This is a genomic window from Rathayibacter sp. SW19 (assembly GCF_030866825.1).
GTDB lineage: Bacteria > Actinomycetota > Actinomycetes > Actinomycetales > Microbacteriaceae > Rathayibacter_A > Rathayibacter_A soli.
Genome location: NZ_CP133020.1, coordinates 3,939,007 through 3,959,325, shown reverse-complemented (window position 1 = coordinate 3,959,325; position 20,319 = coordinate 3,939,007). Strand labels below are relative to the sequence as shown.

The following is a 20,319-nucleotide window of genomic DNA, read 5'->3' as shown; positions in this document are numbered from 1 at the left end:
TGCTCCGGCGCGACCGGGTCGGTTCCGCTGGTTGAGGAGCACCGCGAGCGCAGCGAGCAGTGCGTCTCGAAACCGGACTTTGTACTGCGTGTCGTGGTTTCGAGACGGCCGCGGGTGGCCTCCTCAACCACCGGCGGCAGGGGCCGCGGCCCGACACGGCGTCAGCCGATGCGGATCATCTTCTTGTTGACGAATTCGTCTGCGCCGAAGCGGCCGAGTTCACGGCCGGAGCCGCTTCGCTTGACGCCGCCGAAGGGCAGCTCGGCGCCATCCGCACCGACAACATTGACGAAGACCATGCCGGCCTCAATGCCGTCGGCGACCCGGAGCGCCTGATCGGGGTCCGTGGTGAAGACGTATGAGCCGAGGCCGAACGGGGTGTCGTTGGCCAGTTCGATTGCGGCCTCTTCATCGGCTGCCCGGAAGACCTGTGCGACCGGGCCGAAGAATTCCTCGTGGAAGGCATCCGACCCGGGCTTCACGTCCGCGAGCACGGTGCCGGCATAGAAGTTGCCCTCCGCGGTGCCGCCGGTGACGAGCGTCGCACCCTGAGCAACCGCACGCGAGACCTGTTCGGTCAGCGTTTCCGTTGCCTTCGCAGAGGACAGTGGGCCGAGATCCGTGCCCTCTGCCGATGGGTCCCCGAGCTTGAGCGCCGACATCGCCGCCGAGAACTTCTCGAGGAACGGCTCGTACAGGTCATCGGCGACGATGAACCTCTTCGCCGCGTTGCAGGACTGCCCATTATTGTCGAGCCGGGAGGCCACCGCCGCATCGACCGTCGCATCGAGATCGTTCGTGGAGAGCAGGATGAACGGGTCGGAGCCACCGAGCTCCAGTACCACCTTCTTCAGGTTGCGGCCGGCGATCTCGGCAACGATCGCGCCAGCGCGCTCCGAGCCAGTCAGCGAAACGCCCTGAACCCGCTTGTCCGCAATGACGGTCGCGATCTGATCATGCGAGGCGTAGATGTTCGTGTACGCACCGACCGGGAAGCCTGCGTCGTGGAAGATCTGCTCGATCGCCGCAGCCGACTCCGGGCACTGTTCAGCGTGCTTGAGCAGGATGGTGTTGCCGATCACGAGATTCGGTCCGGCGAACCGGGCGACCTGGTAGTAGGGGAAGTTCCAGGGCATGACGCCGAGCAGAACGCCGAGCGAGCTGCGGCGGATCAGCGCAGACCCCTCGCCGGCGAGCAGAGCGATCGGCTCGTCGCGCAGCAGCGCTTCTGCGTTGTCGGCGTAGTAGCCGTAGATGTCCGCGCTGAAGTCGACCTCGCCGAGCGCCTGCTCGATCGGCTTGCCCATCTCGCGCACGATGATCTCGGACAACTCCTGCCGACGTTCCAGGTGCAGTTCGCTGACACGGCGGATCAGTGCAGCACGCTCGGCGACGGTGCTCCAGCGCGACCAGCCGCGGTGTGCGGCGTCGGCGCCGGCGATCGCGGACTCGAGTTCGGCATCCGTGATCGTGGGGTAGGTCTTGACGGTCTCACCGGTTGCTGGATTGATGACGGCGTAAGGGCTCATGGGTTTCTCCTTCTCGGTTGCAAGCCTTGTCGGTTGCAAGCACTGTTCGTTGCAAGCACTGTTTGTTGCAAGCACTGTCGGGTGCGGGGCCCGGTGAAGTCCCAGAGGTTGAAGTTCCACAGGAAAGTCGGCGCCGCTGCACACTCTCGTGGTTTAAAGATATAGCAACGGATGATTATTGACGAGCGGATGCCGTCGGCCCGTCGATCACCTGGAACGGCGTGCCCGGGCAGAGGGCTGAGCCTCCCGATACTCCGGCCGTCGCCGGCAGCGCGACGAGCGTTCCCGCCGGTGTCGCCTGTTCGGTGGACAGCACGACTCGCCCCGCACCGTTGACGAGCGCGAGCGGCGTGGCAGACGCCAGGTACAGCGGCAAAAGTTCGCGTTCCAGCCGGCGCACGGCGATGTCCACACCGACGACACCGGCGAAACGGCCCGCCACCTCGACTGGCATCGTCACGGTGAGAATGTAGTCGCACGTGCACAGGTGGTCGACGTACGGACCGGTCACGTGGCGCTCCCCGGTCGCGGCCGGCACCCGGTACCACTCCAGCGTGCGCACATCGCGCAGGTAGTCTGCGTAGCCGCGAGTGCTCAGGTCCAGTCTGGTTGGCATCGTGGTGCTGCCGAAGATCGGGCCGGCATCGAGCGGGCCGAGCCACCAGGCGAAGTGCGCGCTGTGCCGGTCGAATCCGGGGCCGCGCACGTCTGCAGCGTCGTCGTCGAAAGGCGCCGCAATGAAACCAGCGCCGATCAACAGCGGGTCGTCGACGACGAGAGCGGGCAGCACGAGCTCGGCCACGTGCTCATCGATCACGGTCAGTGATTCGGAAGCAGTCAGAACGGGCACCAGCTCGGTTCGCCAGGCGGCAAGCGTCGCGAATACGCCGTCGAACACGGCAGCCGTCGATGCCGCAGTCGAGATCGTCGTGTCCACAGTCGGTGCCGGCGAGCGGGTCGAGCGACCGGAGCCCTCAGACGGCGACATGGTGACCGTTGGCAGCAATGGCAGCCTCCGCGGCACGCGCTGCAGCACTGGCAGAGCCTACTTCAGCCGCTGCGTCCTCCCGAGCGAGTCGAAACTTCGCGGCCAGTAGCCCCGCCGCGAGGGCGTCGATCTGCGCACTGACAAGCTCGCGGGCACGGGTGGGATCGTGGGCACGGATTGCGGCGGCGATGGCGACGCCGTGACCGGCGGCATCCGCTCGAACGCTCTCGTCGTCGAGGGCGAGAAGCAGCAGCGGCCCGAACTCGGCCTGAACGCGGATCTGCTCGCGCATCAGGCGCGACGACTGGCTGAGCACCGCGATCTCGAGGCAGAACCCGCCGAGGTTGGCCCGGGCAGAAGCGGCCGTTGACATGTCGATGCTCGCGATCCACTCGCCTAGCCGGTCGGCCTCTGCATCGGTGGCGCGTGTCGAGGCGCGTTCCGCACAGCCGGAAAGGATGGTGGCGAAATAAACGGCCATGTCGGAGAGGTCGACTTGGCTGAGCGCCCGCAACCGTGCGTCGATGAGGCCGCCATGCGGGCTGGAGCTGGTGACGAAGCTGCCGCCCTCACGGCCGCGCCGGGTTTCGACCAGGCCGCTGGCGCGCAGAATGCCGAGGCCCTCGCGCACGGTGATCAGTGCGACGCCGAATCGGCGGGCGAGGTCTGGTTCGCTGGGCAGTCGCTCGCTTGGGGCGAGCACGCCGAGGATGATCGCATCCGTCAGTCTCTGCGCTACCTGTTCACTGCGCCCGGCGTCCGCCAGCTGGGCGAAGATCGCCTCACGCGCGGCCGATCCGACCCGCGGCGTCTGCGCTTTCTCTGTGCCCATGGACTTCACACTATCCGAGCAGCGGCGGCCTGCCCGGCAAATCATTCGGTCTAGGATGAATTCTATTCGACGCGGTGAAAGCGTGGTCCCATGCAAAGGCGGATGAATGATCGAGAGCGACTCGAACGACCCTTGGCCGTTGGTCGACAGTGCGCCGCTGGCGGGCGTGCGGGTCGCCGACTTCTCTCGCGTGCTCGCCGGGCCGTACGCCACGATGATGCTCGCCGACTTCGGTGCGGACGTGATCAAGATCGAGCCTCCTGCCGGCGACGACACGCGCGCCTGGGCTCCGCCGGTCGACGAGAGCGGTGAGTCGACCTATTTCGCCAGTGTCAATCGCAACAAGCGGTCACTCGTCTGCGACCTGACGACGGATGCCGGGCTCGCCCAGGCAAGCCGGCTCGCGGCATCCGCAGATGTTCTGATCGAGAACTTCCGGCCCGGCGTGATGACCAGGTTCGGGCTGGACTATGACGCGGTCCGCTCCGCGAACCCGCGAGTCGTGTACTGCTCGATCACCGGCTTCGGGGCTGGCGCGGGTGCTACCTTGCCCGGTTACGACCTGCTCGTGCAGGCCGTCGGCGGCTTGATGAGTTTGACCGGTGAGTCTGCCGGTGAGCCGAGCAAGGTTGGTGTCGCGCTCGTCGACGTCGTGACTGGGCTGAACGCACTGTCGGGAATCCTGCTCGCACTGCGGGCGCGGGAGACGACCGGCGTCGGCGCGCTCGTCGCTGTCGATCTGATGACGAGCCTGCTCTCCGCCCTGGTCAACCAGGCGTCCTCGACGCTCGCGACGGGCGTTGCGCCGCTGCGGCTGGGGAACGCGCACCCGAGCATCGCGCCGTATGAGTTGTTCCAGGCGGCCGATCGTGCGCTGGTGATCGCCGTCGGCAACGACCGGCAGTTCCGTGCGTTGGCCGGCGTGCTGGAAGAGGCAGCCGCCTCCGCAGTAGGCGGCGGCATCGGTGCTCTGGCCGAGGATCCGCGCTTCGGCACGAATGTGCTGCGGGTTGCGCACCGGCAAGAACTGCGCGCGCTGATTGAGGAGCGGCTCGCCACGGCATCCGCAGCGCGTTGGGTCGAGACGCTCTCGGCAGCGGGTGTGCCGGCCGGGCTCGTGAACGGAGTCGACGAGGCCTTCGAATTTGCCCAAACCCTCGGGCTCAACCCTGTTGCTGAGCTGGCAGACGCATCCGGCCGCAGCGGGCGGTTCGTGGCCAACCCCATCCACCTGCGCGGTGCGGATGCCATCTACCGCGGCCTGCCACCTCGACTCGACGAGCATGCTGATGCCGAATGGCTCGCCTGACTCGCCGGCGGTCCGCGGCCGTGCCCGCCGCCGGCCCGGCCGCCAGTCTCGCCGCCGGACGCTGAATTTCGAAAATCACCGAACGAAGGAGCCTCATGACGAACCTGATCGTCGACACCGTCTTCGACCTCGACGCACTCCTCAGCGATGAGGAGCGCGACTGGCAGCAGCGGGCACGCGCGTTCGCGACAACACGCATCCTGCCGGTGATCGAGGAGGACTTCGAGAACGCACACTTTCGGCATGAGCTCGTCGCAGAACTGGGAGCGACCGGTTTTCTCGGCATGCACCTCACCGGCTACGGCTGCGCCGGCGCGAGCGCGGTCGCATACGGCCTGGTCTGTCTCGAACTGGAGGCGGCGGACAGCGGATGGCGCACCTTCGTTTCCGTGCAGGGCTCGCTGGCGATGTCCGCGATTTACAAGCACGGGTCAGAAGAACAGAAGCAGGAGTGGCTGCCGCGGATGGCTCGCGGCGAGGCGGTCGGCTGTTTCGGCCTGACCGAGCCGGCCGGCGGCAGTGACCCTGCCGCGATGACGACGACAGCCCGCCTGGACGGAGACGAATGGGTGATCGACGGCGCCAAGCGCTGGATCGGGTTGGCGTCCATCGCCGACGTGGCTGTGATCTGGGCGAAAGATGCAGCCGACGGTGTCGTGCGCGGCTTCATCGTGCCGACAGACACAGCTGGCTTCACTGCGACGCCGATCGTGGGCAAGCTGTCGATGCGCGCGTCGATCCAGTGCGACATCACGCTGAAGGGTGTGCGCGTCGCGGCGGATGCCATGCTGCCGGGCGCGAAGGGACTGTCCGGCCCATTCTCCTGTCTGAACGAAGCGCGCTATGGCATTGTCTGGGGCGCGATGGGCGCCGCCCGCAGCTGCCTCGAGGCTGCGATTCAACGCTCGCGCAGTCGGGAGGTGTTCGGCGCACCGATCGGCGCGCGCCAACTGGTGCAGGCCAAGCTGGCAGACATGTTCGTCGAATACGAGAAAGGCGTGTTGCTCGCTCTGCACCTCGGCAGGCTCAAGGAGCGCGGCTCGCTCACCCCTGCGCAGATCAGCGTGGGCAAACTCAACAGCGTGCGCGAGGCGATCGCGATCGCGGGGGCCGCGCGGGGCATCCTGGGCGGCGATGGAATCACGAACGAGTTCCCGGTGATGCGGCACCTCGCGAACCTCGAGTCAGTGCGCACCTATGAGGGAACGGACGAGATCCACCAGCTCGTGCTCGGCCGGGCACTCACCGGAATCGCGGCATTCGCGTGAGCGTGGCCGCTAGACGCGCCGCGCACTGTGGCCGCGGCTGCCGCGCCTGGCCGGTTTCCGGTGCGCAGAGTGCTGTTGTGTCCGGAGCCGTGAATATTTTGTGCACCACTTGGAGTTGGGATCCACGCCGTCCGTCGCTGATCACTGGTGTAGCTCGCGCGGTCACGTCGGCGACTGATCGCAGATTCCGTACACTATGCGCAGGAGGAGCCACGGCCATGTTCGAGTCTGATGTTTGATTTCTTTGCCGGGCGCGAGTTGATCCGGCCTGATGCGACATTGGCGGATGCCGAAGGGCTCGCGGCCGAGTTGTTCGGAGTCGTCGGCACGGCACACGAGCTGGGCAGTCAGCAGGATCGGAACTTTCGGATCGACTCGATCGGCAACGATGTCGACGGTACAACCTACGCGAGCTACCTTCTCAAGATCGACAACGCGGCCTTCGGCGCTGAAGAGATCGCTGCACAGGCGGCCGCGATGGAGCATCTGCAGGGCGTCGGGCTACGGATTCCGCGGCCGGTGCATGGTCGAAACGGTGCCGTGCAGCAATTCTGGCGGCCGCAATCCGGTGCGGCAGACGACGCGTATTCGGTACGGATGTTCACGTTCGTGCCGGGGCGATCCCTCGTCGGCACGCAGTATCTGAGCCCAAGCGTCGTCGGCAGCCTCGGCCGAATTTCTGCAACGGTAGCGCGTGGGCTGGCCGACCATCCGGATGGCGACGCATCCGCATCCGCCGGAACAGCCGTGCTTGAGCGACGGCTGCAATGGGACTTACGCAACGCCGAGCGCGTCATCGATCGACTGCTCGGGTCGGTGGCGGATGCGTCCAAGCGCGACACGATCGCTGCGGCAACCGCCGCTGCCCTCGGTCGTCTCGCGACCGTAGCAGAGACACTGCGCGTGCAGCCGATCCACGGAGACATCACCGACGACAATGTCGTCTGCACACGAGCCGAGAACGGACGCCTCGAACCCGACGGCGTGATCGACTTCGGCGACCTCGCCCTCGGCTGGCTCGTCGCCGAACTGGCCGTGACCGTCTCCTCGATCCTGCCGCACAGACCGCACGAGCCGTTGGCCGCGCTGGCTGCGATCAGCGAATTCGACCGCATCATTCCGTTGACGGATGCCGAAATCACCGCACTCTGGCCCCTCGTCGTGTTGCGCGGTGCTGTGCTCGTGGTCAGCGGCGAACACCAAACCGCCCTCGAGGCCGGCAACGAATACGCCGAGCAGCGCATGGCCGCAGAATGGGTGGTGTTCGAGTCGGCGAGCAGCATCGGGTGGCAGCAGGCGGAAGCCGCCATCCGCATGGCACTGAGGCGCGACCCGTCTATTCCTGGTGCGCTGCCCGCCTCCGCTCTGGTGGCGGCAACTCCGATGCTGGTGGGCCTGGCCGACGCCGCCGTTCTCGACTTCTCGGTCACCAGTCATGCCCTCGACGATGGCCGCTGGAGCGAGCCCGATGTCGAGTGGCAGCTGGCGCGGCAGGCGCTCGAAACGCACGCGGTGGCGATTGCGCCGTACGGCCAGTACCGGTTGACGCGCAGTGGTGCACTTCGGGCGACCGAGCCGGCGACGTACGCACTTGTCACCGAGCTTTTCACGGTCGCAGGTGCGCAAGTTCGGGCTCCGGCCGACGCCCAAGTGGTGCAGGTCGGTGTCGACGAGCTGGTACTCGGCATGCGAGGTGGCGAGCTGACGTTGAGCGGAACAATCCCATCCGCTGGGCTTGGCGACACGGTTCGCGCGGGCGATGTCGTCGGTACAGTGGCCCCGCGTGGTGCCGGCGCCGCTGATGCGATCGGCCGGATACGAGTGCAGCGTCGTCCGGCCGCACAGGGTACGAACGCGCAGCCCACCGACGCGCGGCACCTCGACGCACAGCCCACCAACGCACAGCGCACCTCCGCTCCGGTCTTCCCCGCTCCGGCTTTCGCGGCTGGGGCTTCGGCTGCGGCGTGGTCAGCGCTGCTGCCGGATCCGGCAGAACTGCTCGGACTGCAGCCGATGCCATGCCCGTTCGACGCAGCCGACGCAGCCGCCCGGGAAGCGGAGCGGAGAGAACGCATTCTGGCGGGTGCGCAGGAGAAGTACTACGAGCATCCGCCCCAATTCGAGCGCGGTTGGCGCGAATTCCTGATCGGCATTGATGGGCGCGTGTATCTCGACATGGTCAACAACGTGTCGGCGATCGGGCACAGCCATCCGCGGCTCACCCATGCGGTTGCTGACCAGTTGGCGCTGCTCAACACGAACTCGCGATTTCTCTATCGCTCACTCGCCGACCTCAGCGAACGGATCGTGGCTCTGGCGCCCGACCCGTCGCTGGACACCGTGCTGCTGGTCAACAGCGGCAGCGAGGCTGTTGATCTGGCGCTGCACCTGGCCCGCGTGCACACGGGTCGCGACAGGATCCTCGCGCTGCGTGAGGCGTATCACGGTTGGACGATGGCGTCGGATGCCGTCACCACCTCGGCGTACGACAATCCGAACGCGCTGAAGAACCGCCCGGATTGGGTGCGGCTTGTTGACGCGCCGAATACGTATCGGGGCCGGTACCGTGGCGCCGACGCAGGCGAAGAGTATCTGGCCGACTTCGTGCGAGAGCTGGATGCGGCGGGCGCGGGGCCGGCGGACGCAACGCCGGCCATCGCCGCATTCATCTGCGAGCCCGTACTCGGCAATGCCGGCGGCGTGCTGCTGCCGGACGGCTACCTGGCCGGAGCGTACCGGGCGGTTCGCGAGCGCGGCGGTCTGTGCATCGCCGATGAGGTGCAGGTCGGCTATGGCCGGCTCGGCGAGTTCTTCTGGGGTGTGCAACAGCAGGGGGTAGTGCCGGACATCATCACGGTGGCCAAAGCGATGGGAAATGGCTACCCGCTCGGGGCAGTGCTCACCCGGCGCGAGATCGCCGAATCGCTGGAACGCGAAGGCCACTTCTTCTCGTCGGCCGGTGGTAGCCCGGTCAGCTGTGCCGCAGGGCTGGCAGTGCTCGACGTGATGCGCGATGAGTGCCTGCAGGAGAACGCGCGCATCGTCGGCGCGCACCTGCGCGAGCGCCTCGAGACGCTCGTGGCTGCGCCGACGGTCGCAAGGCATCCGCACGATCCGCCGGTCTTCGTCGGGTCGGTGCACGGTCTCGGCTTGTACCTCGGCGTCGAACTGGTGCGCGATCCGGTGACGCGCGAGCCGGCTGCTGCCGAGACCGCTGCAATCTGTGAGCGGCTGCTCGAACTCGGTGTCATCATGCAGGCGACCTCGGAACGGCAGAATGTGCTGAAGATCAAGCCGCCGCTGTGCCTGTCGCTGGCCGACGCGGACTTCTTCGTCGACGCGTTGCAAACAGTGCTGGCCGAGGGTTGGTGACGGCCTCCCATCACCTCGCGGCAGGGGAGCGCGGGCGCGAGCGCGGGGGCGCACGCGGGAGCGCACGCATTCGACACGCCCGGCACAGGGAAACTCGCTACGCTGGCAGTGACGGCCGTTCGGCGGTGGCCGTTGACCGCGGGTAAGCGGCGATCGAGCGTGTCGGAGGAATCGTGAGCGCAGCGCCACCCATGAGTGAGGGCACGACAACCACCGGTAGCCGACAGGGTCGTGCGTTGCGCTACCAGCGCGTGTACGACCTCGTTTTGCAGATCATCGAAGAGAACGATCTGCGCGAGGGTGACAAGCTGCCGAGCACATCCGAGCTGGCGAAGCGGGCAAGTGTCAGCGTCATTTCCGTGCGGCGTGCGCTCGACGAGCTCGCCCACGTCGGCCGGATCGTGCGGCACCAAGGTGTCGGCACGTTCGTCGCCCCCCAGCGGATCATCAGCGAACCGGCCAGACCCGGCGCACTCTTGGAGACCATCAGCAGCACCGATGCCGACACCGTGCTCGGCACGACACTGCTCGGCGTTGTGGTCGGGTTACCGAGCGCAAACCACGCAGAAGCACTTGGAATAGAGGCCGGCCAACCGGTGTGGGAGATCACCCGGCTGCGCGCATTGGGCACCGAGCCGAAGGTGCTCGAGCGCGCGGTGTTGCCGCTGAGTGCCGTTCCGGCGATCGACGAGGACTACTTGGCGGCCGGCGGCTCACTGTACGACTACTTGAAAGAGCACTATGGGCTTTCCGACGACTTCGTAGAACAATCGCTTGAAGTCGATCACCCCAACTCTTGGGAGCGGGAACAACTCGGCCTGAGCACTCGAGATCGGGTCGTGCGCATCCGCGGCGTGAGTTTCGCGCCTGGTGGCATGGCGTTCGACTGCTATCAGCAGACCTACCCGGCGCATGAGTTTGTTTTCTACACGGCTGGCACCGGCAGCCCGAAGCTCTTGCGCCCCAGTCGGGGCGGCGGCTGGTCCATCAAACCTCTCGGGGCAACGCGGGCAGGTTGAACCGCGCTCACGCCTGCCGCGGCGCCAACGGGTCCGGATTCGGCACGCTCGCCAGCAGTTGGCGGGTGTATGCGGATTCCGGCTCGTGAATCACCCGCCATGGGGTGCCGTCTTCCACGACCTGTCCGTCTTTCATGACAACGATGCGATCGGAGTAGGTCGCCGCCGTCGACAGGTCATGCGTGATCATCAGGATGCCCATCCGATGTTCGTGCCGGAGCCGATCGAGGAGTTCCAGGATCCCGGTGCGCACGGAGACGTCGAGCATCGACACCGGTTCGTCGGCCAGCAGCAACGCAGGGCGCAGCACGAGACTCGCCGCGATGGCCACGCGTTGACGCTGCCCGCCGGAGAGCTCGTGCGGGTAGCGCTGCGCAAATTGCTCAGGCGCAAGTCCGACATCGGTCAGCGCCTGCGCGATCAACGCTGCCCTCTCCTTCCTGCCGCCACCGATCCGGTGGATCAGTAAGGGCTCCTCCACCGTCTGCTCGACACGGAAGCGCACATCGAGGGCCTCGTACGGGTCTTGGTAGATCATCTGCACCTGACGGCGCAGGTCCTGCCAGCGCTTGCGATTCAGCCCCACGACCTCGGCACCACTGATTGCAATCGAGCCCGCACTCGGTGCAATCAGGCCCATGATGCTGTGCAAGGTCGTGGTTTTGCCACAGCCGGATTGCCCGACCAGTGAAACCAGGTCACCCTCTTGCACCGTGAAACTCACGCCGTCAACCGCAGGATGCTGCGCCCCGGCTCGATCGCGTTGCGACCCGCGGTTCGGATAGATCACCTTCAGCCCTCGCACGGCGAGCAACGGCGCCGCCGGGCTCGCGGGGGGACTCGCCTGGGAATCATCCTGGTCTGCATCCTCCCGCGCCCCGTCCAAACTGGGCGTCGATTCGAAGAGCGAACGCGTGTACGGATGTTTCGGCCGCCGATACAGGTCGTCGACCGTCCCCTGCTCCACGATCACGCCGTCGCGCATGACGGCGGCACGGGTGCAGCTTTGCGCCACGACTCCGAGGTCGTGCGTGACCAGGATCAACGCGAGGTTCAGCTCCTCGGAGAGGCGCACGAGGAGCCGGAGGATCTGGTCCTGCACGACCACATCCAACGCCGTCGTCGGCTCGTCGGCGAGTAAGACCTTGGGGTCGCACGACAACGCCATGGCGATGATCGCCCGTTGCTTCATCCCGCCGGAAAGCTGATGCGGGTATCTGCCGGCTGTCTCGGCAGGCAGCCCGACAAGCTCGAGGAGTTCGCTAACCCGCGTGGCCGCTTCGCGCCCCTTCGCGTAGTGGTGCTTTTGCAGCGCTTCGGTGATTTGCCAGCCGATGGTCTTCACCGGGTTGAAAGCGCTCATCGCGCCTTGGAAGACCATGGCGATGTCGTTCCAGCGGTGCGAGCGGATGCTGGCTTCGCCCGTTGCGATGATATTCTCGCCGTTCAGCAGCACCTCTCCGCCGACGCTGGCCGATGCCGGGAGCAGCCCGAGCGCCGCCAGGATCGTCGTGGTCTTGCCGCAGCCGGACTCACCGACCAATCCAACTCGTTCGCCCGAACCGACACTGAGATTGATGCCCTTCACGGTGTGGGTGCTGCCCTGGCGGCGGTTTCCGGTGTCTGTGTCGAACCAGACGTTGAGATCGCGCAGTTCGAGCACGGGCGTCGCAGCGGGTTGTTCGCCTCGTGTGCGCGGTGCCGTTACGGAGGCGACGGAACTCACAGGGCATCCTTTCCGAGGCCGACCAGAGCGCGCAGGCGCCAACTGCTCTTCGAGAGATACGAGTTGCGCAGGCGCGGGTTCAGGGCATCCTCGATCGAGTTGCCGACCAGATAGCAGCCAACGATCAGGAGTGCTACGCATACGCCGGCCGGCACGATCGCCCACCATGCGCCGGTGCTGACGGCATTGCGGTCGAAAGCATGCTCCATGATCGTGCCCCAGGTGGTCGCCGTCGGATCGGACAGGCCGAGGAACGCCAGCGCGGTTTCGTTGAAGATGGCCACCGTGATGGCCAGCACTGCGCTGGCGATGAGGAGAGGACCCAGCTGCGGCAGAATATGCTTCCAGACGATCCAGCCATTGCCGGCGCCGAGCGACTCGGCGCGTTGCACGTAGACCCGCTCGCGGAGCGTCTTCACCTGTGCCCTGATAACACGCGCCGTGCTCGTCCACATCAGTGCACCGATCACGATGATCACGTGATTGAGGCTCGGACCCCACACCGTTGAGACCACGATCATCAGCACGATCTGCGGAATGACGATGAAGTAGTCGGTGATCCGCATGATCACCCCGTCGAGCCAGCCGCCGTAATAGCCGGAGAGGATTCCGAAGATGGCACCGATGCCGACCGCCATGGCCGCAGCGGTGAATCCGACGTACATCGACACCTGACCGCCCTGCAAGACCAGGCTGAGCACGTCGATTCCTCCGTCATCGCATCCCAGCCAGTGGGACGCCGACGGCGGGTCGAACACACCGCAGCTCGCAGTGGTCGTGCTGTACGGCTCGATCAGTCCCGAGAACACCGAGAGGAGCAGGAACGTGCCGATGATGGCCAGACCGACGATGGCATTGGGCTGCCTCAGAGCGAGGAGCATGCTGCGCCAGGCCGACCGACGGCTTGAACTGGCTCGTTTCGCGCGTGGCGCGTGTGTCGTCATCCGGGGTTCCTCACCGAGTCAGCCGAGGGTCGAGCCTGTAGTAGAGCAGGTCTGCCAGGTAGTTGCACAGCACGACGACCACCGTGATGAACAGGAACCCGCCCTGCAGCATCGGGTAGTCGCGTTGGAGAACGGCGTCGTACAGCGCGCGACCGATGCCAGGCCAGGAGAAGATCACTTCGATCAGGATGGCACCGCTGACGATCGTGCCGAGCGACAGCGCCACCTGCGTGATGGTCGGCAGCGTCGCATTGCGAAACGCGTAGGAGACGATGATCCGTGTGCGGCCGAGTCCCTTCGCTCGCGCCGTGAGGATGTAGTCCTCGCCGAGCGTCTCGAGCATCGCCGATCGCACGATCAGGGTGTTCTCTGCATACAGCGTCAGCACGAGTGTGGCGACCGGCAAGATCAGGTGGCGTAGGTAGTCGACGAATTGTGCGCCAGGAGACAGGCCGACTGCGAATGGGTCGCTCATGCCCACAGACGGAAGTACACCGGCGAAGAAGATCAGCAACATCATGCCCAGAAACTGGGTGGGGAACGCGTAGAACACCACCGCCGCGTTCGTCGACAGTTGTTCGCCGGGGCCGCCGCGGCGCACGGCGGCGTAGATGCCGGTGAGAATACCGAGGATGACCGCGATCACGGTGCCCGTGGCGACCAGCGGCATCGTGTTGCCGAACGCTTCAAGAAGATTCCCGAGCACCGGCTGGCGGTTGGAGAACGACACGCCGAGGTTGCCCTGGAAAAGTTGCCGCAGATAGAGCAGATACTGCTGCCAAACGGGTTTGTCGAGGCCGAATTCCACCTCGAGTGCGTGCTGCAATTGTGGCGACGCATTCGGCACACGGGAGATTCGGCTGATCGCTGTGCCCGGCAGCACCCTGAAAAGAACGAAGTTCAACGAGATCGCAACGAAGATCGTGACCACCGCGAAGACCGACCGTTTCCAGAGGTAGCCCCTCATCCGGTTTCCTCTCGGGTCTTGACCTTGAGAATGTTGCTCATCATACTAAGCACAATAAGAACGTAATGTTTGACGAAGGTCAAGGGTAATCCGGCAAAAAGCGAGCACCTCGACCCGCGCACGCAAGGGAGCGTACAGATGAAGGTCATCCAGCGGTTTACTGCGGTCATCGCTGTTGCACTGCTCGCCGTCACAGGCTTGGCCGGCTGCAGTGGTGCCAGCGATTCATCGAATGTACTCCGCATCGGTGCCTCAGCGCCCATCGACTCGTTGAACCCGTTCGTTTCCAGCTCGGACTACAGCAGCGTGGTCTATCAGTACGTCTACCCGCACCTCACCGAATACGACGCGCAGCTGAAGATCGTGCCGTCGTTCGCAACGAGCTGGAGCACGTCGGCGGACAACCTCACCTGGACATTCCACACCGTAAAAAACGCCAAGTGGTCGGATGGTCAGCCGTTGACGGCGAAAGACGCCGCATTCACAATGACGATGATGTTGAAGTACCAGAACGGCCCGACCGGCCAGCTCGCGGGGTGGGTCGCCCATCTGAAGAGCGCGACTGCGCCGAACGACAGCACCCTTGTGCTGCGCTACGACACGACCGTCGCAAATGTCTTGACGCAGATGCAGGCGGTGCACATCCTGCCCGAACACGTCTGGTCAAAATTGGCGACAGGCAACGGCAAGCAGATCACCACATTCCAGAACACGGTGCCGATGGTCTCCGGCGGCCCGTTCACGATGACCAAGTACCAGAAGAACCAGCTGGCCCTGTTCGATGTCAACCCGAACTGGTATGGCACCAAGCCCAAGATCAGTGGGTTCGGCCTTCAGTTCTTCGCCAACGGCGATGCGATGGTGACCGCGCTCAAGACAGGGCAGGTCGACATGATCGGTGAATCGACGCCTGCGACGGCCGTCGCAACGCTGAAGGCGGCCAAGATGGTCGTCAGCACGGCGCCGAACGTGGGGTTCTACGACTTCATCATCAACACCAATCCCAAGAAAAAAGCCAACCGTGAGCTGCTGAACCCCAAAGTGCGCGAAGCGTTCGAATACGCGATCAATCGCGAAGACATCGTCAAGACCGCCTGGCTGGGCTTCGCACAGATCGGGTCGACGATTGTTGCACCCGCCACCGGCTGGAACGACGACCAGATCAAACCGCTGCCGTTCGACATCGCCAAAGCCAATGCGATCTTGGATTCGCTGGGGTACGCGAAAGGCGCGGACGGCATCCGCGTTGCCGACGGGCATCCGATGTCCTATCCGCTGATCTTCCCGACCGAGATCAACGGGGCCGGTGACCGGATGTTCCAGATCATCCAAGCCGGTTTCAAACAGATCGGTGTTGAGATCCAGATGCGCAAGATGGACACCGATGCCGCGACGACCGCGATCAACGGGGCCAACAACACCTACGACACGTTCGATCTCGCGATGTGGGACTGGATTCCCCCGGTCGACCCCGACTTCATCCTCAGCGTGTTGACGTGCTCGCAGTGGGGCAACAACAATGACAGCGGGTTCTGCGACCCGAAGTATGACGCGATGTACCAGGAGCAGGGCACTCTGGTCGATCGCGCCGCTCGACAGGCCAAGATCAACGAGATGCAGCAGTACATCTTCGATCAGCGCCCCTACATCGTGCTCAACTACCAAGATGTCATCGAGGCGCACAGCCCCAAGTGGACCGGATTCGTGATGTCGCCCCTTGTCGGTTCTGTCAATAACCTGTCGACCCAGACGCTCATCGATGTGCACAGGGTGAAGTAGCGGATGCGCCAGACGACGCTCGTCACTCTGGACGAACTCCCGCTTGGGAAGTGCCCGGTGCAGGTCGGGCTGTTCTGCGCCGAGGACGCGGGCGAGGCGGGCGGCGAGCTGGGTCGGGGCGAGGGTCAGCGCAACGGCACGGGCAGCGCTGGGCACAGCTCGGGGGCCGGTGCCAAGCTTGTGGGCGGTCGCGGCGCCGAAGCGATTCTGCGCATGTCGGGGATCGACATCGCCCACCTGGCCGCGCAGGCACCGGGCTTCACTGGTGCCGTCGGGCAGAGTCAGACGATCGTCGTCTCCGCTGCCGATGCGAGCAGGACGACGTTCGTCGTTATCGGCTTGGGAGCGCAGAAAGCCTTCGATGCCACGGCATTGCGCGATGCGTCAGCTCGCTCGGCCGGTGGCCAGCGTTCGCTCTTTGCGACGACGCTCGCGCTCGAACTGGATGCAGATGGCGACTCCGCGGTGCGTGCAGTGGTCGAGGGCATCGGCCTTGGAGGCTATCGCTATCAGGCGGCAGGCGTTCAGCAAACGGGCGCTGAACAGCATGACCCCGCAGCGCTTATCGTCACAAGTCAGGTCGTCTCTGACTCCGTTGTTAGGCGCGCTCGCGTCTTCGCCGATGCTGCGAACTGGGTCAGGCAGCTCGTGGAAACGCCATCCAGCGTGCTCGGGCCTGTCGAGTTCGCCGCAGCGATCACGGCACATGCCGCCGCGGTCGCCGCAGGAGCGGTGACCGTCTCGGTGTGGTCGCGCGATCAGTTGAGCGAGCGAGGCTTCGCAGGCACGCTCGGCGTCGGGGCAGGCAGTGACCGGGAGCCCTGCGTTGTCGAACTGAGCACCGCTGGCGTCGGCGCGCCGATCGCGCTGGCAGGCAAGGGGATCACGTTCGATTCCGGTGGGATCAACCTCAAGAAAGATCCCGGTGAGTTGGCCTGGATGAAGTCCGACATGGCGGCCGGTGCAGCCGTTGCCGCCGCGGTCATCGCCGCGGCCGCGCTCGGTGCTGCGGTGCCGATGACGGCGCTTGTGCCCGTGGCTGAGAACATGCCCGGCGGCGGCGCACTTCGGCCGGGAGACGTACTGACGCATCCGGATGGTCGAACGACGGAGGTGGTCGACACCGACTGCGAGGGTCGACTGGTGCTCGCGGATGCCGTCGCCTGGCTCGCGAAGTCCGCCCCGCGAGCGCTCATCGACGTCGGTACGCTGACCGACTCGGGCGGTGTCGGGCCGGCACTGTGGGGCTGCTGGGGCACGGCGCCGGCACTCGCTGCCGAAATGGTCGACGCGGGTGTTCGCGCAGGGGAGCCCGGCTGGCAGCTGCCGTTGGTTCCGTCATATGCGGGCCTGTTGCCCTCGATTGTCGCTGACGCGGCGAACGCTCCGCGCGACGTTCCGGACTCTGGACAATTAGCGGCGACCTTCCTTCGCCCGTTCGCCGGGAGCACGCCCTGGTTGCACATCGACAACGGGTCGGGCGCGTACTTGGAGCATGACTTCTCGCCCTGGCCGGCGGGGGCGACCGGTTCGCCCGTGCGGGCACTGATCGAGTTCCTCTGTTCGCCGACTCTCGCGGATGCGTTTGTCTTGGATACTTAGTATGCTAAGTATGATCACTAATGATCATGAGCCAAGGAGCGCGAGAACATGACCTTCGACCAGGACTTCGCCACTCGCACCGTTCGGACCCGTGAACGGTTCGAGCGCGCGAAACGGAGCATCCCGGGCGGGGCGGGGAGCACCGCTCGCCTGCCGCGCAACGGCTGGAACCCCTACCCGCTAATCATTGCAGAGGGCAGAGGCTCGCGGTTGCGCGATGTTGACGGGAACGAGTACATCGATTACTTGCTGGGGCTCGGTCCGATGATTCTCGGCCACCGGCATCCGGTCGTCACGAAGGCGGTCGCCGACGCGATCTCGGACTACGGTACGTGCTTCGGGCTGCCCTACGACCTGGAGATCGAGGCGGCCGAGAAGGTCGTTGCCGCCGTGCCCGGCATCGAGCAGGTGCGGTTCACGAACTCGGGGTCCGAGGCGGTGGGCACGGCTGTGCGGCTTGCGCGAGCCACGACCGGTCGGCGCATCGTCGTACGCTTCGAGGGCCACTACCACGGCTGGCAAGACACGGTGTACTGGTCGAACCATGTCGACCCGGAGCTGGCTGGGCCAGCCGATCACCCGCGACCGGTGGCGATGGGGCCGGGTGTTCCTGAAGAGTTGGCCGGAACCCTCGAAGTGCTCACCTGGAACGACCCGGAAAGCTTCGCGCGGTTGATGGACGAGCGCGGCGACGAGGTTGCAGCGGTGCTGACGGAGCCGGCTGTGTTCAACACCGGGTGCATCCTGCCGGAGCCGGGCTATCTCGAGTTGCTGCGTTCCGAGACGCGAAAGCACGGTGCGCTGCTGATTTTCGACGAGGTCATCACCGGTTTCCGCTTTGCGCGAGGGGGAGCCCAAGAGTACTTCGGTGTTCTGCCTGACCTCACTACATTGGCGAAGGGGCTGGGCGGCGGATTCCCGGTGGCGGCGGTCGGCGGCACCCTCGAGGCGATGCACATGATCGCAGACGGCAGCTACTCGCACTCCGGCACCTACAACGCGAACATGATCCAATGTGCCGCTGTCTCTGCGACGATGGACGTGCTGGCCGAACCTGGGCTGTTCGAGCGTCAACGTGCGCTGGGTTATCGCTTGGCCGACGGGCTCAAGACGCTCGCGGACGAGGCGGGAATCGATGCCTACGTCGAGGGGCTCGGCACCGTGTTCCAGCTCTGGTTCGCGAAGCAGCCGATCAAGAACTGGCGCGAAGCGGTGACGAGCGCCAACGAGCCGGCATTCACGCGCTGGTATCAGGAGATGATCGTGCGCGGTGTGCTGTTCCACCCGTTGCAATTCGAGAACCTGTTCGTCTCGCTCGTGCACACCGACGCAGACATCGATGAGACGCTGAACGTTGCAGAGGATGCGCTCGCTGTCGTCGCGAAGGAGTTCCCGGCCGTGCAACCGCAGCACTGACGAGGGCGGCGACTCGGGCAATCGCGGCTTGTAGGCTGGCGGCCACAGGCGCACAGCGAGGGGGAGTCATTGTGGACAACGGCCCGGCCGTCATCGGTATCGACCTGGGCACCTCCAGCGTCAAGGTGATTGCGGTTGCGCAGGATGCGAGCGTTCTCGGCCGGACTCGACGCAGCTATCCGACTGCTCGGCCGGTAGCAGGGGCGGCCGAACAGTCGCCGAAGGACTGGTTGAACGCGTTGAAGTCTGCTCTCGGCGAGTTGGCCGGCGTTGTCGACCCGCAACGGTGGGCCGCCTTCGGACTTTCTGCCATGTTGCCGACGCTCGTCGAACTGGATGCCGTCGGCAATCCTGTGGGGCCCGCGATCACCTGGGAAGACGGCAGAGCCGAAGGCGAAGGCGCCCGCCTGCGCGAGCTGCTCGGCCCCGATCACGGCTATCGTCTGACCGGAGCGCGGATTGACGGCCGCTATCTGCTGCCGATGCATGAGCGGCGACGCGCATCCGCCGGTCATGGTTATGCGGGCGCGGAGCGGGCGCGCGACGACGCAGACCTCACAATTGCCGGGGCTAAGGACTATCTGTTCCAAGCACTGACGGGCGAACTTCTGACCGACCCGAGCACGGCGGCCGGCTTCGGCTGCTTCGACATCGGAGCCGGCCGCTGGGACGATACTGCGCGTGCACTGCTCGGTGACGTTCGGCTGCCCGAGATCGCAGCTTCGGGCCGGTGGCTGCCACTGCGTGCCGAACTGGCCGACAGTCTCGGCTGCGGGCGTGTGCCCGTCGTGCTGGGCGCAGCCGACTCCGTGCTCGGCGCGTACGGACTCGGGGTCACTGCTGCAGGGCAGACGGCCTACATCGCCGGAACGAGCACGGTGATCCTCACGGTAAGCAGGCAACCGGTGTTCGATCGCGAACAACGGTTCCTCGTGACGCCGATGGCCGAGGTCGGTTACGGTCTGGAAATGGACCTCCTCGCCACCGGTTCCGCGCTGGCCTGGCTCGCTGAACTGCTGGGCTTGAGCGGAGGGCCTGCCGAACTCGTCGCGCTCGCCTCGGACGCGCCAGCATCAGCCGCACCCGTCTTCCTGCCCTATCTGGCTCCTGGGGAGCAAGGCGCACTGTGGGATCCACGGCTTGCCGGCGCCGTGAACGGATTATCGCTCGGAACGACGCGTGCGAGCCTGGCCCGCGGGCTGCTGAACGGAATCATCGTCGAATCCCGTCGCTGCCTGGCCGTACTCGACGGCGCAGTAGCCGCGGGTGCGGCCGAGCCGATTTGCGTGTCGGGCGCGAGCGCGACATCCGCATTATTCAGGCAGGACCTGGCCGATGCCGCCGGCCGCCCGGTTTCCGTTGCGGGCAGTGAGCACGACCATTCCGCTCTCGGCGCCGCGTACTGGGCCGCAGGCGCAGCCCTCGACTGGAGTCTCGAACCGGCGTCGCACGCGTCGATCATCGAACCGGATCCGACGCGCAGCGCTCTCTGGGACGATCGTGCGGCGGAACACGATGCGGGGCGTCGGGCACTCTACCCGGAGGCCGCACAATGAATGCGAAGGTGT

14 protein-coding genes are annotated in these 20,319 nt (G+C 65.6%); 8 read left to right on the top strand and 6 right to left on the bottom strand.

All coding sequences use genetic code 11. The features are described from left to right. Positions 1-161: 161 nt before the first annotated feature. The 3 genes from QU604_RS18270 to QU604_RS18260 all read right to left on the bottom strand — a co-directional run bounded on the left by QU604_RS18270 (position 162) and on the right by QU604_RS18260 (position 3,349). The gene (locus tag QU604_RS18270) at positions 162-1,529 is read right to left on the bottom strand and encodes an NAD-dependent succinate-semialdehyde dehydrogenase (protein ID WP_308466033.1); all 1,368 of its coding nucleotides are present in this window, start codon (positions 1,527-1,529) and stop codon (positions 162-164) included. A gap of 175 nt (positions 1,530-1,704) precedes the next feature. Then, complete coding sequence (locus QU604_RS18265; RefSeq protein ID WP_308466032.1) at positions 1,705-2,565, bottom strand: cache domain-containing protein; 861 nt, start codon at positions 2,563-2,565, stop codon at positions 1,705-1,707. Further along, positions 2,504-3,349, bottom strand: a complete 846-nt coding sequence (locus tag QU604_RS18260) for a FadR/GntR family transcriptional regulator (protein ID WP_308466031.1) — start codon at positions 3,347-3,349, stop codon at positions 2,504-2,506. The genes QU604_RS18265 and QU604_RS18260 overlap by 62 nt, the downstream gene beginning before the upstream one ends. Positions 3,350-3,455: 106 nt before the next feature. Between QU604_RS18260 and QU604_RS18255 the strand changes: the two genes are divergently transcribed. The 4 genes from QU604_RS18255 (at position 3,456) to QU604_RS18240 (ending at position 10,317) form a co-directional block, all read left to right on the top strand. Further along, complete coding sequence (locus QU604_RS18255; protein WP_308466030.1) at positions 3,456-4,658, top strand: CaiB/BaiF CoA transferase family protein; 1,203 nt, start codon at positions 3,456-3,458, stop codon at positions 4,656-4,658. A gap of 95 nt (positions 4,659-4,753) precedes the next feature. Then, positions 4,754-5,926 (top strand): acyl-CoA dehydrogenase family protein, encoded by a 1,173-nt coding sequence (locus QU604_RS18250; RefSeq protein ID WP_308466029.1) that lies wholly within the window; start codon positions 4,754-4,756, stop codon positions 5,924-5,926. Positions 5,927-6,157: 231 nt separating this feature from the next. After that, positions 6,158-9,298, top strand: a complete 3,141-nt coding sequence (locus tag QU604_RS18245) for an aminotransferase (protein WP_308466028.1) — start codon at positions 6,158-6,160, stop codon at positions 9,296-9,298. A gap of 173 nt (positions 9,299-9,471) precedes the next feature. Further along, positions 9,472-10,317, top strand: a complete 846-nt coding sequence (locus QU604_RS18240) for a GntR family transcriptional regulator (RefSeq protein ID WP_308466027.1) — start codon at positions 9,472-9,474, stop codon at positions 10,315-10,317. 7 nt (positions 10,318-10,324) lie between these two features. On the opposite strand, the gene QU604_RS18235 is transcribed toward QU604_RS18240, so the two are convergent. The 3 genes from QU604_RS18235 to QU604_RS18225 are packed head-to-tail and all read right to left on the bottom strand — an operon-like array spanning position 10,325 to position 13,954. Continuing rightward, positions 10,325-12,043 (bottom strand): dipeptide ABC transporter ATP-binding protein, encoded by a 1,719-nt coding sequence (locus QU604_RS18235; protein ID WP_308466026.1) that lies wholly within the window; start codon positions 12,041-12,043, stop codon positions 10,325-10,327. Continuing rightward, positions 12,040-12,987, bottom strand: coding sequence for an ABC transporter permease (locus QU604_RS18230; RefSeq protein ID WP_308466025.1), 948 nt, complete (start codon positions 12,985-12,987; stop codon positions 12,040-12,042). The genes QU604_RS18235 and QU604_RS18230 overlap by 4 nt, the downstream gene beginning before the upstream one ends. A 10-nt stretch (positions 12,988-12,997) precedes the next feature. Continuing rightward, on the bottom strand, positions 12,998-13,954 hold the full coding sequence (locus QU604_RS18225; RefSeq protein ID WP_308466024.1) for an ABC transporter permease: 957 nt from the start codon (positions 13,952-13,954) through the stop codon (positions 12,998-13,000). A 138-nt stretch (positions 13,955-14,092) separates the two neighbouring features. Between QU604_RS18225 and QU604_RS18220 the strand changes: the two genes are divergently transcribed. The 4 genes from QU604_RS18220 to QU604_RS18205 all read left to right on the top strand — a co-directional run bounded on the left by QU604_RS18220 (position 14,093) and on the right by QU604_RS18205 (position 20,307). Then, positions 14,093-15,733 (top strand): ABC transporter substrate-binding protein, encoded by a 1,641-nt coding sequence (locus QU604_RS18220; protein ID WP_308466023.1) that lies wholly within the window; start codon positions 14,093-14,095, stop codon positions 15,731-15,733. A gap of 3 nt (positions 15,734-15,736) precedes the next feature. Further along, positions 15,737-17,335, top strand: a complete 1,599-nt coding sequence (locus QU604_RS18215; protein WP_308466022.1) for a leucyl aminopeptidase family protein — start codon at positions 15,737-15,739, stop codon at positions 17,333-17,335. Positions 17,336-17,383: 48 nt separating this feature from the next. Next, positions 17,384-18,751: an aspartate aminotransferase family protein gene (locus QU604_RS18210; RefSeq protein WP_308466021.1), complete on the top strand. Its 1,368-nt coding sequence runs from the start codon at positions 17,384-17,386 to the stop codon at positions 18,749-18,751. Between the two features lie 71 nt (positions 18,752-18,822). After that, positions 18,823-20,307, top strand: coding sequence for a xylulokinase (locus QU604_RS18205; protein WP_308466020.1), 1,485 nt, complete (start codon positions 18,823-18,825; stop codon positions 20,305-20,307). Positions 20,308-20,319: the final 12 nt, after the last annotated feature.

Bases quoted from the DNA above. Each gene is read 5' to 3' on its own strand.
- QU604_RS18270 (WP_308466033.1), bottom strand. From the start codon at position 1,529: ATGAGCCCTTACGCCGTCATCAATCCAGCAACCGGTGAGACCGTCAAG.
- QU604_RS18260 (WP_308466031.1), bottom strand. From the start codon at position 3,349: ATGGGCACAGAGAAAGCGCAGACGCCGCGGGTCGGATCGGCCGCGCGT.
- QU604_RS18255 (WP_308466030.1), top strand. From the start codon at position 3,456: ATGATCGAGAGCGACTCGAACGACCCTTGGCCGTTGGTCGACAGTGCG.
- QU604_RS18250 (WP_308466029.1), top strand. From the start codon at position 4,754: ATGACGAACCTGATCGTCGACACCGTCTTCGACCTCGACGCACTCCTC.
- QU604_RS18245 (WP_308466028.1), top strand. From the start codon at position 6,158: ATGTTTGATTTCTTTGCCGGGCGCGAGTTGATCCGGCCTGATGCGACA.
- QU604_RS18230 (WP_308466025.1), bottom strand. From the start codon at position 12,987: ATGACGACACACGCGCCACGCGCGAAACGAGCCAGTTCAAGCCGTCGG.
- QU604_RS18225 (WP_308466024.1), bottom strand. From the start codon at position 13,954: ATGAGGGGCTACCTCTGGAAACGGTCGGTCTTCGCGGTGGTCACGATC.
- QU604_RS18220 (WP_308466023.1), top strand. From the start codon at position 14,093: ATGAAGGTCATCCAGCGGTTTACTGCGGTCATCGCTGTTGCACTGCTC.
- QU604_RS18215 (WP_308466022.1), top strand. From the start codon at position 15,737: ATGCGCCAGACGACGCTCGTCACTCTGGACGAACTCCCGCTTGGGAAG.
- QU604_RS18210 (WP_308466021.1), top strand. From the start codon at position 17,384: ATGACCTTCGACCAGGACTTCGCCACTCGCACCGTTCGGACCCGTGAA.